Source organism: Nonomuraea turcica (assembly GCF_030718205.1).
Taxonomy (GTDB): Bacteria; Actinomycetota; Actinomycetes; order Streptosporangiales; family Streptosporangiaceae; genus Nonomuraea.
In genome coordinates this window covers 136,696-150,232 of the sequence record NZ_JAUZQF010000012.1, presented here as the reverse complement: position 1 = coordinate 150,232, position 13,537 = coordinate 136,696, and the positions used below count along the sequence as shown (strand labels likewise).

Annotated in this window: 11 protein-coding genes; 10 read left to right on the top strand and 1 reads right to left on the bottom strand. The window is 70.6% G+C overall.

Annotated features, from left to right (window positions below; all coding sequences use genetic code 11):
* Positions 1-85: 85 nt before the first annotated feature.
* Both Q9G87_RS30040 and Q9G87_RS30035 read left to right on the top strand, forming a co-directional pair.
* On the top strand, positions 86-1,162 hold the full coding sequence (locus tag Q9G87_RS30040; protein WP_305919864.1) for an IS701 family transposase: 1,077 nt from the start codon (positions 86-88) through the stop codon (positions 1,160-1,162).
* Positions 1,141-2,589 (top strand): ATP-binding protein, encoded by a 1,449-nt coding sequence (locus Q9G87_RS30035; RefSeq protein ID WP_305919863.1) that lies wholly within the window; start codon positions 1,141-1,143, stop codon positions 2,587-2,589. Before Q9G87_RS30040 ends, Q9G87_RS30035 begins: the two co-directional genes overlap by 22 nt.
* Here the strand turns inward: Q9G87_RS30035 and Q9G87_RS30030 are convergent.
* Positions 2,574-4,202, bottom strand: a complete 1,629-nt coding sequence (locus Q9G87_RS30030) for an FAD-dependent oxidoreductase (RefSeq protein WP_305919862.1) — start codon at positions 4,200-4,202, stop codon at positions 2,574-2,576. The two genes, Q9G87_RS30035 and Q9G87_RS30030, sit on opposite strands and share 16 nt — an antisense overlap.
* A 151-nt stretch (positions 4,203-4,353) precedes the next feature.
* Between Q9G87_RS30030 and Q9G87_RS30025 the strand changes: the two genes are divergently transcribed.
* Genes Q9G87_RS30025 through Q9G87_RS29990 form a run of 8 tightly spaced genes read left to right on the top strand, consistent with a single transcriptional unit; the run spans position 4,354 to position 13,520 of the window.
* Positions 4,354-5,178, top strand: a complete 825-nt coding sequence (locus Q9G87_RS30025) for a type 1 glutamine amidotransferase domain-containing protein (RefSeq protein WP_305919861.1) — start codon at positions 4,354-4,356, stop codon at positions 5,176-5,178.
* 3 nt (positions 5,179-5,181) lie between these two features.
* Positions 5,182-6,771 carry a thiamine pyrophosphate-binding protein gene (locus tag Q9G87_RS30020; protein ID WP_305919860.1) on the top strand — a complete coding sequence of 530 codons (1,590 nt, stop codon included), beginning with the start codon at positions 5,182-5,184 and terminating at the stop codon, positions 6,769-6,771.
* A gap of 10 nt (positions 6,772-6,781) precedes the next feature.
* Complete coding sequence (locus Q9G87_RS30015) at positions 6,782-9,178, top strand: AGE family epimerase/isomerase (protein ID WP_305919859.1); 2,397 nt, start codon at positions 6,782-6,784, stop codon at positions 9,176-9,178.
* Position 9,179: 1 nt separating this feature from the next.
* Positions 9,180-9,521: an STAS domain-containing protein gene (locus Q9G87_RS30010; RefSeq protein ID WP_305919858.1), complete on the top strand. Its 342-nt coding sequence runs from the start codon at positions 9,180-9,182 to the stop codon at positions 9,519-9,521.
* The gene (locus Q9G87_RS30005; protein ID WP_305919857.1) at positions 9,518-11,533 is read left to right on the top strand and encodes a glycogen debranching protein; all 2,016 of its coding nucleotides are present in this window, start codon (positions 9,518-9,520) and stop codon (positions 11,531-11,533) included. The genes Q9G87_RS30010 and Q9G87_RS30005 overlap by 4 nt, the downstream gene beginning before the upstream one ends.
* Before the next feature lie 16 nt (positions 11,534-11,549).
* Positions 11,550-11,855, top strand: coding sequence for an anti-sigma factor antagonist (locus tag Q9G87_RS30000; protein ID WP_305919856.1), 306 nt, complete (start codon positions 11,550-11,552; stop codon positions 11,853-11,855).
* Positions 11,855-12,325, top strand: a complete 471-nt coding sequence (locus Q9G87_RS29995; RefSeq protein WP_305920061.1) for an ATP-binding protein — start codon at positions 11,855-11,857, stop codon at positions 12,323-12,325. Before Q9G87_RS30000 ends, Q9G87_RS29995 begins: the two co-directional genes overlap by 1 nt.
* Positions 12,291-13,520, top strand: a complete 1,230-nt coding sequence (locus tag Q9G87_RS29990; protein WP_305919855.1) for a PP2C family protein-serine/threonine phosphatase — start codon at positions 12,291-12,293, stop codon at positions 13,518-13,520. Before Q9G87_RS29995 ends, Q9G87_RS29990 begins: the two co-directional genes overlap by 35 nt.
* Positions 13,521-13,537: the final 17 nt, after the last annotated feature.

The following is a 13,537-nucleotide window of genomic DNA, read 5'->3' as shown; positions in this document are numbered from 1 at the left end:
GCATAAACTGCTCCTGTTCATCTCATCAGATGCATTTCCATAATTAAGGAAAGGGGGACGTTCCGATTTTCTAGGGGTTGGTCATATGGCCATCTACGCAGATTTGGATGCACGGGAGATTTGGCTCTCTCCTTTCTGTGACGATCTATTCTCATCCTTCCTCCGCTCCGACCAGCGCCGATGGGGCGAGGTCTACGTCCAGGGACTGATCTCGGTCCCCGGCCGCAAGTCGATCCGCCGGATCTCCACCCAGGTGGTGGGGCAGCCCGTCGACCAGTGCCTGCAACAGTTCATCAACCAGAGTCCGTGGGACTGGGCGCCGGTGCGGCAGCGCCTGGCCCAGTCCCTCGTCGAGGCGATCCGCCCGAAGGCTTGGGTGCTGGAAGAGGTCGTCTTCCCGAAGAACGGCTCGAAGTCGGTGGGCGTCGCGCGGCAGTTCGTCCCCTCGGCGGGGCGGCTCATGAACTGCCAGCTCGGCCTGGCCGTCGTGATGGTCGGAGACGAGGGCGGCTGCCCCGTGAACTGGCGGCTGCTGCTCCCCCGCTCGTGGGACGACGACCCCGGCCTGCGGAGCCGGACCCGGCTTCCCGAGCACGAGCGCAGCAGGCCGCACTGGCGCCACCTGCTCCAGGCCGTCGACGAGATGGTGCTCGACTGGGGGCTGCCGCCCGCGCCCATCGTGGTGGACGGCAGGGCGATGCCCGGCGTGGAGCTCCTGCTCGCCGGGCTCGCCGAGCGCGGACTGCCCTATCTCGTACGGGTCTCGCCCGGCACCATGCCGGCCGCCGGGCCCGGCCTGCCCGCGCGCCCGGTGCCGGAGCCGGCCAGACCACGGCTGCACGTGGTGCCGGCGCAGGCCGGCCCGCGCCCGCACGGGCCGGGCCAGCACTGGCGTCCCCGATCGGGCGCCCGGACGATGTGGCTCACCGATCTCGGCCGCAACCGGGTCCCGGACCTGGCCGGACTGGTCAGGATGCGCAACAGGGCGGCGTCCGCGATGAACGCGGTCGCCGCAGAGTCGGGTCTGCAGCACTTCGAAGGCCGCTCCTATCGGGGGTGGCATCACCATGTCACGCTGGTGTCGGTGGCCCACGGCTACCGGCTGCTGCGCGGCCTGGCCGGTCAGGAGGCGGAGGACCTGTGCCTGCGCCCGCATGGCTGAGCGACCGGCTCGCCGGCGTCGAGCTGTTCGCCGGGTTGTCCCGGGAGCAGCTCGACTGGCTCGCGCGCACGGGGATGGTCAAGGACCTCTCCGACGGTGAGGTGCTCTTCGTCGAGGGCGCGCCGGCGGACGCCTTCTTCGTCCTGCTGGACGGCGAGATCGTGGTCTCCAAGCTGGTCGGCGGCCGCGAGCAGGTGCTCGCCCGGCACGTCGGCGACACGCTGGAGCACGAGTTCATCGGCGAGCTGCCGCTGCTCACCAGCGACGAATACCTGGCCACCGCCCTGGCCGTGGGGCACGCGCGGGTGGTGGTCTACGGCAAGGGCGCGTTCTTCGACATGCTGGAGCGCTGTCCGCAGGTCTGCCGGATGCTGCTGCCCGTACTGGCCGGGCGCATCAACGCCATGGAGCGTCAGGCCGGCCGCAGCCGCATGCTGGAGGGGCTGGGCATGCTGGCGGCGGGCCTGGCCCACGAGCTGAACAACCCCGCGTCGGCCGCGGTGCGGGCCACGCGTGAGCTACGCGGCCTCGCGCCCCGGCTGGCCGCCGCCGCGGTCGAGTGGGGCCGCACCGCCGAGCACTCCGAGCTGCTGCTCCTGGAGCGGATCCAGGAGCGGCTCGACCCGGCTGAGCCGGATCCGCGAAGCGAGGACGTCCGTCTCGGCCCGCCGGCCAGGCGCGGGCGGGACCCGCTGGCCGAGGCGGAGGCGGCCGACGACGTCGCGGACTGGCTACGCGAGCGCGGCCTCGGCGAGCTCGCCGAGGTGTGCGACGACCTGGCCGAGCACGGCGTGGACCGCGCCGCGCTCGACGAGCTGGCCGCGGGGCTGCGGCCGGGCGTCCTGGTCGCCGCGCTGGCGTACCTGGCGCCGGCGCTGCGGGCCGGGACGCTCGCCGGTGACGCCGCCGAGGCGGCCGAGCGGGTGGTGGAGCTGGTACGGCGCACCTCCGCCTACACCAACCTGGACCGCGCGCCCGAGCGGGAGGCCGACCTCCGCGAGGGGCTGGAGGCCACGCTCGCCCTCATGGCGCCCAAGCTGCGCAACGTCCGCGTGCGCCGCGAGTACGGTGGCCTGCCCGACTTCCGGGCCTTTCCCAGCGAGCTCAACCAGGTCTGGACCAACCTCATCGACAACGCCGTGGACGCCATGGACGGCGCGGGCGAGCTGACGATCAGCACCAGGCGCGAAGGCGACCACGCCGTGGTGGAGTTCCGGGACAGCGGCCCCGGCATCCCCGCCGACGTGCTGCCGATGGTGTTCCAGCCCTTCTTCACCACCAAGGACCTGGGCAAGGGAACCGGCCTCGGGCTGCACGTCAGCATGGACATCGTGGCGCAGCGGCACGGCGGCTCGATGGAGGTGACCTCGCGGCCCGGCGACACGCGCTTCGTGGTCCGGCTCCCGCTGTCTCAGCTCTCCGAGTGATAGCGGTGGATCATCGACACCGCCATCGCGCCCTCACCGACGCCCGACGCCAGCCGCTTGATCGAGCCGGCGCGCGCGTCTCCGGCCGCGAACACGCCGGGCACGCTCGTCTCCAGCAGCAGCGGCGGCCGCGGCAGGTCCCAGGCGGGCAGCTCGGCGGCCGGGCCGAGGTCGGGGCCGGTCAGCAGGAACCCGCGATTGTCCCTGCGCACCAGGCCGTCCAGCCACTCGGTGCGCGGGCGGGCGCCGATGAAGACGAAGACGTGCTCGGCGTCGTGCGTGGTCAGCCTCCCCGTCGCGGTGTCGCACAGCGTGATGCGCTTCAGCCGGTCGGAGCCGTCGGCCGCGACCACTTGGGTGGTGGTCATGACCGTGATGTCGCGGTTCGCGGCGATCTCGTCCACGAGGTAGGCGGACATGCCGCTGTCCAGGCTGCCGGCGCGCACCACCATGGTGACGTGGCTGGCGTGGCGGGCGAAGTGCAGTGCCGCCTGGCCCGCGGAGTTGGCGCCGCCGACGATCCACACGTGCCGCCCGGCGCAGGACTCGGTCTCCGTCAGCGCCGCGCCGTAGTAGATGCCCGCCCCCTCGAAGCGGCTCGCGCCCTCGGCGTCGAGGCTGCGGTAGGAAAGCCCGGTGGACAGCAGCACGGTGGCCGCGGTGATCTCCTTGCCGTCGGACAGGCGCAGCACGCAGGCCCGCCCGTCCCGGCTCAGCCGCTCGGCCTCGACGGGCGCGAGCACGTCCACGCCGAACCTGCGTGCCTGGGCCATGGCGCGGCTGGTCAGATCGACGCCGGAGATGCCGGAGGGGAAGCCCAGGTAGTTCTCGATTCTGCTGGACGTGCCGGCCTGGCCGCCCGGCACGTACGCCTCGATCAGCAACGTCGTCATGCCCTCGGAGGAGGCGTAGACCGACGCGGCCAGCCCCGTCGGGCCTCCGCCGACGATCGCCACGTCGTAGTGCGGGTGGCTGAGCTCCATGGCCAGGCCGAGCGCCTCCACCACGTCACCGTGCCCCGGGCGGGCCAGGCGTCGCCCGTCGGGCAGCACCACCTCGGGCAGCGAGGCGTCGCCCGGCGTGCCCTCCTCGAACCTGAACGGCAGCCGGTAGCGGGTGAGCAGGTCGCGCAGCCGGTGCGTGGCCGGTGCGAACCGGTGGCCGACCAGCCGGATGCCCTGGTAGGGCGGCTCGTAGGCGGACTCCCAGTCCGACAGCAGGTCGTCGAGCACGGGATAGAGCCGCTCCTCCGGCGGCTCCCACGGCTTGACGAGGTAGTGGTCGAGCCGCACCTCGTTGATCGCCGAGATGGCGACACTGGTGTCGGCGTAGGCGGTCAGCAGCACGCGGCGGGCCGCGGGGAAGCGCCGGCCGGCCTCTACCAGGAACTCGATCCCGGTCATCTCGGGCATCCGCTGGTCGGACAGGATCAGCGCGGCCTCCTCGCCGCGCTCGCGCAGCGCGTCCAGGACGCGCAGGGCCTCGATCGGCGAACTCGACGCGAGCACCCGGTAGCGCTCCTGGTAGGCGCGCGACAGATCGCGCCGCACCGCGCGGAGCACGTGGTCGTCGTCGTCGACGGCCAGCAGAACAGGCCGGCGCTGCTCGGGCATCACAAGCCTCCAGAATCGGCTGCCAGCCATTCTGCCGCCATTTCCGGGGCTATGCCCCGGCACCTGACGAAGTGCGGGTGAATTTCATTGACTTGACGGAATAGGCAGGCCGGCCTTGTCCGCGAATCCCGCCTATTGCTCAAATTAACGCATGACGCGCACCATTCTTATTATTCTCTCCGAGTACGGATATTGGGGAGAGGAACTCGTCGGCCCGCTGGCCGCCTTCGACCGGCAGGGCTACCGGAGCGTGTTCGCCACTCCCACCGGGAAGCGGGCGCGGGCGCTGCCGCCCAGCCTCGACCCGGGCTACATCGACCCGCCGCTGGGCCGATCGGTGACCACGCCCGAAGTGGCCGTGGCCGCCCGGCAGCTGGACGAGTCGGACCGGCTGGACGCCCCGCTCAGCCTGGCCGACTGGATCCCCGAGCGGCCCTACAACAGCGAGGACGGCTATCTCAGGAAGGTCGAGGCCTACTACCGGGAGCTCGGCCGGCTGGAGCGGGACGTCGAGCAGTACGACGCGCTGGTCATCGTGGGCGGCAGCGGCCCGATCGTGGACCTGGCCAACAACGGGCGGGTGCACGACCTGATCCTCGCCTTCGTGCGGACCGGCAAGCCGGTGCTCGCCGAGTGTTACGGCATCGCCTGCCTGGCCTTCGCCCGCGACTGGGAGGACCGCACGAGCATCCTGCGGGGCAAGCACGTGACGGGCCACTGCAAGGAGTACGACTACAAGGACGGCACCGGCTTCCTGGGCGTCGACTTCAACATGGGGCCGCCGCCGTATCCGCTGGAGTACATCCTGCGCGACGCCACCGCTCCCGACGGCCGCTACCACGGCAACGTGGGCAAGGAGACGTCGGTGATCGTGGACTATCCCTTCGTGACGGGCCGGTCGACCCCGGACTCCTACCTGTCCGGCGAGAAGCTGGTCGAGGTGCTCGAATCCGGCCTGCGCCGCTACGGCTGGTGACCCGTGGCCGCCCGTCCCGCCAAGAAGGCGATCTTCGAGCAGTTCGCGGCCGACGGCCTCACCCTGATGGTCGGCAACCCGGGCACGGTGGAGCAGGGCTTCCTGGACGTGCTGGAGGAGACGCCGGGCTTCAGGTATGTGCTGGCCCTGCAGGAGTCCGCCGCGGTCGGCATCGCCGACGGCTACGCGCGGGCCACCGGTGGCCCGGCGCTGGTCCAGCTGCACAGCGGGGTCGGCCTCGGCAACGGCGTCGGCATGCTCTACCAGGCCAAGCGCGGCCACTCGCCGCTGGTGGTGATCGCCGGCGAGGCCGGCGTGCGGTATGAGGCACTGGACGGCCAGATGGCGGTGGACCTGGTGGCGATGGCCCGTCCGGTCACCAAGCAGGCCATGAGGGTGACGCATCCGGGCTCGGTGCTCCGGGTGCTGCGCCGCGCGATCAAGACGGCGATGACGCCGCCGCGCGGGCCGGTCTTCGTGGCCCTGCCGATGGACGTGCTCGACGAGGACACCGACGAGCCCGCCGTGCCCAGCACGATCCCCAGCCGGGCCACGCTGCCGGTCGCCGGGGAGCTGGAGCGGGCCGCGGCCGCGCTGCGTGGCGCCCGCCGGCCGGTGGTGCTGGCCGGCGACGGGGTGGCGGTGTCCGGCGCCCAGGAGGAGCTGGCCAGGACGGCCGAGGCGCTCGGCGCCCCGGTCTGGACGGTGAACTCCTCGGAGCTGAACATCGACACCACGCACCCGCTCTACCGGGGCGACCTGGGGCACATGTTCGGCGAGCACAGCGCCGCCGCGGTGGCCGGGGCCGACGCCGTGCTGGTCGTCGGGACGTACCTCTTCCCCGAGGTGTTCCCGCTGCTGACCAGCCCCTTCCCGGAGGGGGCCGCGATCGTCCACGTCGACCTGGACGACTACGAGATCGCCAAGAACTTCCCCGTCGACGTCGCGCTCGTCGCCGACCCCAAGCCAACCCTCGCGGCGCTGGCCGGCCTGCTCGGCCCGGCGCGCCCCGCGCCCGCCCGCGAGCCCGCCGAGCCGTACGGCGAGACGTTGATGGACGTGTTCGCGGCCGAGCTGGCGGCCCGGGCCCCGGACGAGCTGGTGATCTTCGACGAGGCGTTGACCGCCTCCCCCGCCCTGCTCAGGCAGCTGCCGCCGAGCCGCCCCGGCACCTACTTCCAGACCAGGGGCGGCTCGCTGGGCGTCGGCATTCCCGGCGCGATCGGGATCAAGCTGGCGCGCCCCGAGGCCGAAGTGGTGGCCTTCACCGGCGACGGCGGCAGCATGTACACCATCCAGGCCCTGTGGTCCGCCGTCAGGTACGGCGTCGCGGCCCGGTTCGTGATCTGTGACAACCGCCGCTACCAGCTGCTCGACGACAACCTCGAGCAGTATTGGCGCGAGCGGGGCATCGTCTCGCATCCCCATCCTGAGGGCTTCGACCTGTCCCATCCCGAGATCGACTTCGTGCGGCTGGCCGCGAGCCTGGGAGTCCCCGGCGTCAGGGTGAGCAAGCCCGCCCAGGTGGAGGCCGCGGTCCAGCGGATGCTGGCGGCGCCGGGGCCGTTCCTCGTTGATCTGATTACCACCTGAGAGGTACATCGTGCGTGAGAAGCGACTGGCCGGGCGCACTGTCGCGATCCTGATGGAGAGCGACTTCGTCGAGCAGGAGTTGCACTACTACCAGCGGCGCTTCGCCGAGGAGGGGGCGCGAGTCCGGTTCCTCACCCGGTTGTGGGGCCAGGACTCGCTGACCTTCCACGGCCATGAGTACAAGATGCCGTTCACCGTGACGGGCGACCTGGAGCGCGCCGATCTGAGCGAGATCGACGTGCTGATCGTGCCGTCCGGGATGGTGTCGGACCGGTTGCGCTACAGCGAGGACGTCCACGAGCTCGCCCCCGCGGTCCGGCTGCTGAAGGACGCCTTCGACGATCGCCGGATCATCAAGGGGATCATCTGCCACGGGCTCTGGCTGGCCGCGCCCATCGCCGGCGCGGTCGAGGGCCGGCGCGTGACCTGCCATAACAACCTGGTCGCGGACGCGCGCAACATGGGCGCCGTCTACACCGACCAGGACGTAGTGGTGGACCGCGACCTGGTGACCGGCCGCACCGCCGAGCACTGCGCCGCCTTCGCCCGCATGATCATCGACCTGGTGGCGGCCGAGGGGACCGCCGAGACGGCCTACCGGACCGACTTCACCTTCTCGGACCTGGTGGCCGGCTACGTCACCGGTTTCGAGCACGGCGAGATCAGCCTGCGCACCAACGACGGGCGGCCGATGCGGGTGCGCCTCACCGGCACCACCTCCGCCGAGTTCGTGCGTAACCTCGCCGAGCCGTACCTGGACGCCTCGGCGCACCTGGAGGAGCTGCTCACGCCGGGCACGTACGTGTTCGTCAAGGGGATCTTCTACTACGAGAACGGTTCCTACACGATCGAGGCCAAGGCGCTGACGTTCCTCGGCAGGCAGCCGGGACAGTACGCCTTCGAGCAGCCGGACTGGTGGGTCAAGCAGATTCGCGAGCTGGGCCGCTTCTACCGCAGGGCCCAGTTCGGGGCCGACGGGCCGATCGACTACTCGGCCTACCGGACGATGCTGCGGCTGGGCGGCGACAAGGCCGACGGGCACGTGCAGGAGACCGACACGATCTCCCGCCTGGTGTACGGCATGTCCTCGGCGTACATGCTCACCGGCGAGGAGGACTTCCTGGAGGTGGCCGAGCAGGGCACCGCCTACCTGCGCGAGCACATGCGCTTCGTGGACCGCGACGAGGACGTCGTGTACTGGTACCACGGCATCGACGTGCGCGACGGGGCCGAGCGCAAGCTGTTCACCTCGGAGTTCGGCGACGACTACGACGCGATCCCGATGTACGAGCAGATCTACGCCCTGGCCGGCCCCACGCAGCTCTACCGGCTGACCGGCGACCCGCGCATCGCCGCCGACATCGACGGCACGCTGCGGCTGTTCGCCAAGTTCTTCCACGACCCCGACAAGGGCGGGTACTTCTCGCACATCGACCCGATCCTGCTCAGCCCGCACCACGAGTCGCTGGGCCCGAACCGGTCGAGGAAGAACTGGAACTCCGTCGGCGACCACGCGCCCGCCTACCTCATCAACCTGCTCCTGGCCACCGGCGATGAGCGGCACGCCGACATGCTCGAGGAGACGTTCGATCTCATCGTCGAGCACATGCCCAGGAAGGACAGCCCGTACGTGCAGGAGCGCTTCCACGCCGACTGGACGCCGGACACCACCTGGCACTGGCAGCAGGACCGGGCGGTGGTCGGACACAACCTCAAGATCGCCTGGAACCTCATGCGGATGATGTCCATCCGGCCCAAGGACCGCTACCGGACGCTGGCCACCGAGATCGGCGAGAAGATGCCGGCCCTCGGCAGCGACCCGCAGCGCGGCGGCTGGTACGACGTCGTCGAGCGCAGGCTCGCGCCAGGTCAGCACGTGCACCGGTTCGTCTGGCATGACAGGAAGGCCTGGTGGCAGCAGGAGCAGGCGATCCTCGCCTACCAGATCCTGGCCGGGCTGAGCGGCGAGGAGGGGTTCCTGCGCAGGGCGCGGGAGTCGGCCGCCTTCTACAGCGCCTTCTTCCTCGACCACGACGAGGGCGGCGTGTACTTCAACGTGCTCGCCAATGGCTACCCGTACCTGCTCGGGACCGAGCGGTTCAAGGGCAGCCACTCCATGAGCATGTGCCACGCGGCCGAGCTGTGCTTCCTGGCGACCGTCTACCAGCGGCTCCTGATCGACAGGCTGCCGCTGACGCTGTGGTTCAAGCCGCGGCCTGACGGGTTCCGCGACCGGGTGCTGCGGGTCGCGCCCGACGCGCTGCCGCCCGGCCGGGTGCGGCTGGACTGGGTGGAGGTGGACGGCTCGCCGTACCAGCTGTTCGACGCCGCGGCGATGACGGTCAAACTGCCCGACTCCGCCTCGGCGGTGACGGTGCGCGCTCACCTCGCTCCGGTGGAGGACTGACATGACCATGAACCTGCGAAAGCAGCTGCGCGGCGGGGTCACCGTCATCAGCATGGACGGCCGGCTGGACAGCGAGACCGCGCCCCGCGTCCAGCAGGAGCTGCAGGCGCTCTTCCCCGAGGAGGGCCAGGTGGTGCTGGACCTGAGCCACACCCAGTACATGTCCAGCGCCGGGCTGCGGGTGCTGCTGCTGATCTATCGGCAGGCGCAGCGCAGCACCGTGCGCCTGGCGCTCACCGGGCTGGCTCCCGACGTGCGGGCGATCATGGACGCGACGGGCTTCCTCGGTTTCTTCACCGTGGTGGAGTCGGTCGAAGAGGGTGTGGAGGCGTTGACTGTATGACGATCCTGGAGCCGATCGACGCCTACCCCACGCAGCGGATCGCCGGGTTTCCTGTGCGCGCGGGGCGGTCGCTGCCGTTCGGCGCCACGCGGGTGCCCGGGGGCGTCAACTTCTCGGTCTACTCCAACCACGCCACGTCCATGACGCTGGTGCTCTACCGGGAGGGGGAGCCCGAGCCGATGGCCGAGCTGCCCTTCCCGGAGGCGTTCCGGGTGGGCAGCGTCTACGCGATGACCGTCTTCGGCCTCGACGTCGAGGGCCTGGAGTACGGCTACCGCGTGGACGGACCCCACCTGCCGTGGCGCGGCCACCGTTTCGATCCGGACCTGGTGCTCAGCGATCCGTACGCCAGGATGCTGACCGGCCACGGACCGTACCGGCACCGCTCGCGGGTCGCGCTCGACGACTTCGACTGGGAGGACGACCGCCCGCCGCACCTGGCGCATGAGGACCTGGTGATCTACGAGCTGCACGTGCGCGGGTTCACCAGGGATCCGTCCTCGGGGGTGTCGGCGCCCGGCACGTACGCGGGCCTGGTGGAGAAGATCCCGTACCTGCGGGAGCTGGGGGTCAACTGCGTCGAGCTGATGCCGGTGTTCGAGTTCGACGAGACCGACAACGTGTTCACGGGCGTCAACTACTGGGGGTACAGCCCGATCGGATTCTTCGCGCCGAAGGCGTCCTACGCGGTCACGGGCCGGGACCACATGCAGGTCGACGAGTTCAAGCACCTGGTCAAGGAGATGCACCGGGCGGGCATCGAGGTGCTGCTCGACGTGGTGTTCAACCACACGGCCGAGGGCGACGAGCGAGGGCCGTCGATCAGCTTCAAAGGGCTGGACAACGCCACCTACTACATGCTCACGCCGGACGGCTACTACTACAACTTCAGCGGCACCGGCAACACGCTCAACTGCAACCACCCGGTGGTGCGCGGGTTCGTGCTCGACTGCCTGCGTTACTGGGCGGCCGAGTGCCACGTGGACGGGTTCAGGTTCGACCTGGCGGCGATACTCGGGCGGGGTGCCGACGGTGAGCTGCTGCACAACCCGCCGCTGCTGGAGTCGCTGGCCTACGACCCAGTGCTGCGCGACCGCAAGCTGATCGCGGAGGCCTGGGACGCGGCCGGGCTCTACCAGGTGGGCAGCTTCCCGCACTACAGCAGGTGGTCGGAGTGGAACGGCCGCTACCGCGACACGGTGCGCAGGTTCGTCAAAGGCGACCTCGGCGTCACCGGGGAGCTGGCCACCCGCATGATCGGCTCGCCCGACATGTACAGCCGCCGCGGCACGGCCGCCACGGTCAACTTCGTCACCTCGCACGACGGGTTCACCCTGCGGGACCTGGTCTCCTACGACCACAAGCACAACGAGGCCAACGGCGAGGGCAACAGGGACGGCGACGACGGCAACCACTCGTGGAACTGCGGGCAGGAGGGCGACACCGACGACCCGGCGGTGCTGGCGCTGCGCGCCCGGCAGCAGCGCAACGCGCTCCTGCTGCTGCTGGCCAGCCGGGGCGTGCCGATGCTGCTGGCCGGCGACGAGTTCGGGCGCACGCAGCGCGGCAACAACAACGCCTACTGCCACGACGGGCCGCTCACGTGGCTCGACTGGCGGCTGCTGGAGGACAACGCCGACCTGTTCCGCTTCACGCGGCGCGCCATCGCCTTCCGCCGGGCGCACCCGGTGCTGCGGGGCGGCTCGCCCGCCTCGGTGCACTGGCACGGCGTGCGCGCCTGGTCGCCGGACTGGTCGGCGCACTCGCGGGTGCTGGCCGCGATGTTCGACGGAGGCGGGGACGACTGCGTGTACGTGGCCGCCAACGCCCACTGGGAGCCGCACGCGCTGGAGCTCCCCGACCCGCCCCGCGGGCAGACCTGGCACCTGTTCGCCGACACCGCCGCCGCCCCGCCGCTGGACGCCTTCGAGCCGGGCGCCGAGCCGCCACTGGCCAACCAGTCACACCTGGTGGCCGGCCCCAGAAGCGTCACGATCCTGGTCACGCATTAGTGAAGGGAAGCATGTCATGGCATTCAACATGAAGATGAACGTGGAGGGCGACACCGCCACGATCCGGCTGGCCGGCGAGCTCGACGGCAGCACCGCGCCCCAGCTCAACGACCTCGTGACCCAGGCCGTGGGGCGGCAGGTGGGGAAGCTGGTCCTGCTCCTCGACGAGTTGACGTACATGTCGTCGGCCGGCGTGCGCTGTCTGGTGTTCGCGCATCAGAAGCTGCCGCACGGCTCGGAGATCACTCTGGTGGGGACCAAGCCCGAGGTGGCGGAGACGATCCGGCTCACCGGCTTCGACCGCAGCATCGTGATGCAGTGATGCTCGACTGGCGGCTCAAGAAACGGCTCACGGTAGACGCTCAGCACACGTCCCTGCCGAGCGTGGTGGCCGATTTCATCGAGGCGCTGGCGGACGAGGTGGGACTGACCTCCCGCCAGGCCTACTGGCTGCGGCTGGCCACGGACGAGATCACCACGAACATCGCCCAGCACGGCTACCGCGGAGAAACGGGGATCGTGGACCTGTCCGCCGCGATCGAGCACGATCGGCTGCGGGTCAGCATCGAGGACGACGCGCCGCCGTTCGACCCCGCCTGCTACGACCCAGAGCCGCGGCTGGCGCTGCCGCCCGGCCAGCGCGAAGAAGGCGGTTACGGACTGCTCCTGGCCATGGGCAAGGTCGACGAATTCCACTACGAGTACGTCGGCGGCCGCAACCGTAACACTCTGATCATGCGATTGCTTGGAGGCTCGAATGCCCACGGCCCTGGTGGTCGCCGAACCGGGTAAGCCCGCGTCCTCGGCGGTGCTCGAATTGGACGGGGCGCTGCGCCAGGAGGGCTTCGAGGTCCAGCGCGTCGTCCCGGACGACCTGGTGCTGCGGCACCCCCATCCCGATCTGCTGCTGATCTCGGCCGCCCTCGGGCTGCAGCGTATGGCGCTGGTGAGCCAGCGGTTCCTGGTCGACGGCCGGATGCCCACCATCGTGGCCTTTCCCGACGACGACCTCGCCGCCCTGGAGGAGTGCGTACGCGGCGGCTTCGACTTTGTGACCCGCCCTTTCCTGCCCAGCCTGCTGCGCAGCAGGGCGAACACGTGCTGGGAGCGCTCGCAGCTGAGCACCACGGTCGAGGAGATGGCGGCCCTGGCCAGCCTGCGCGAGTACGAGCGGGAGCTGCGCATCGCCCGCGACATCCAGGCGGGCTTTCTGCCGGAGTCGATGCCCCTGCTGGACGGCTGGGAGCTCGCGGCCAGCTTCCGTCCGGCCCGGCAGGTGGCCGGCGACTTCTACGACGTGTTCACCCTCGTCAACGGGCGCAAGCTGGCGCTGGTGGTGGCCGACGTGTGCGACAAGGGCGTGGGCGCGGCGCTGTTCATGGCCTTGATCAGGACCTTGCTGCGGCACACGGCCGAGCACACCGGGCTCGTCCAGGATCTCGGCGACGACACCGCCGTGGCCTTGAACGGCACCGCGGGCGACACGGCGCTGCCGCTGCTGTCGCTGGGCGCGGGACCGCTCATTCAAGCGGTGGTCGGGACCAACCGGTACATGGCACGCAACCACCTGAAGCAGGCGTACTTCGCCACGATGTTCTTCGGCGTGCTCGACCCGTGGTCCGGAGACCTGGTCTACATCAACGGGGGGCACAATCCGCCGATCGTGGTGCACGCCGACGGCCGGCAGACGTTGCTGCCGCCGACGGGACCGGCGGTCGGCATCCTGGCCGACAGCTCGTACACGCTGGGGCACGTGCGGCTCGGCCCTGGCGACGCGTTGTTCGCCTACACCGACGGCGTCGTGGAGGCGCGCAACGCCGCGCACTCCCTGTACGGCACCGCCCGCCTTCAGGAGGTGCTGGCCGCCACGGGGCCGCACGCGCAGGACCTGCTCGCGGCGGTGGACACGGCCGTGCGGGGTTTCGTGGGCACCGCCGAGCAGTCCGACGACATCACGACCCTGGCCGTGACCAGGAACCTGGCCTGACGCCGGAGGCGCCCCAT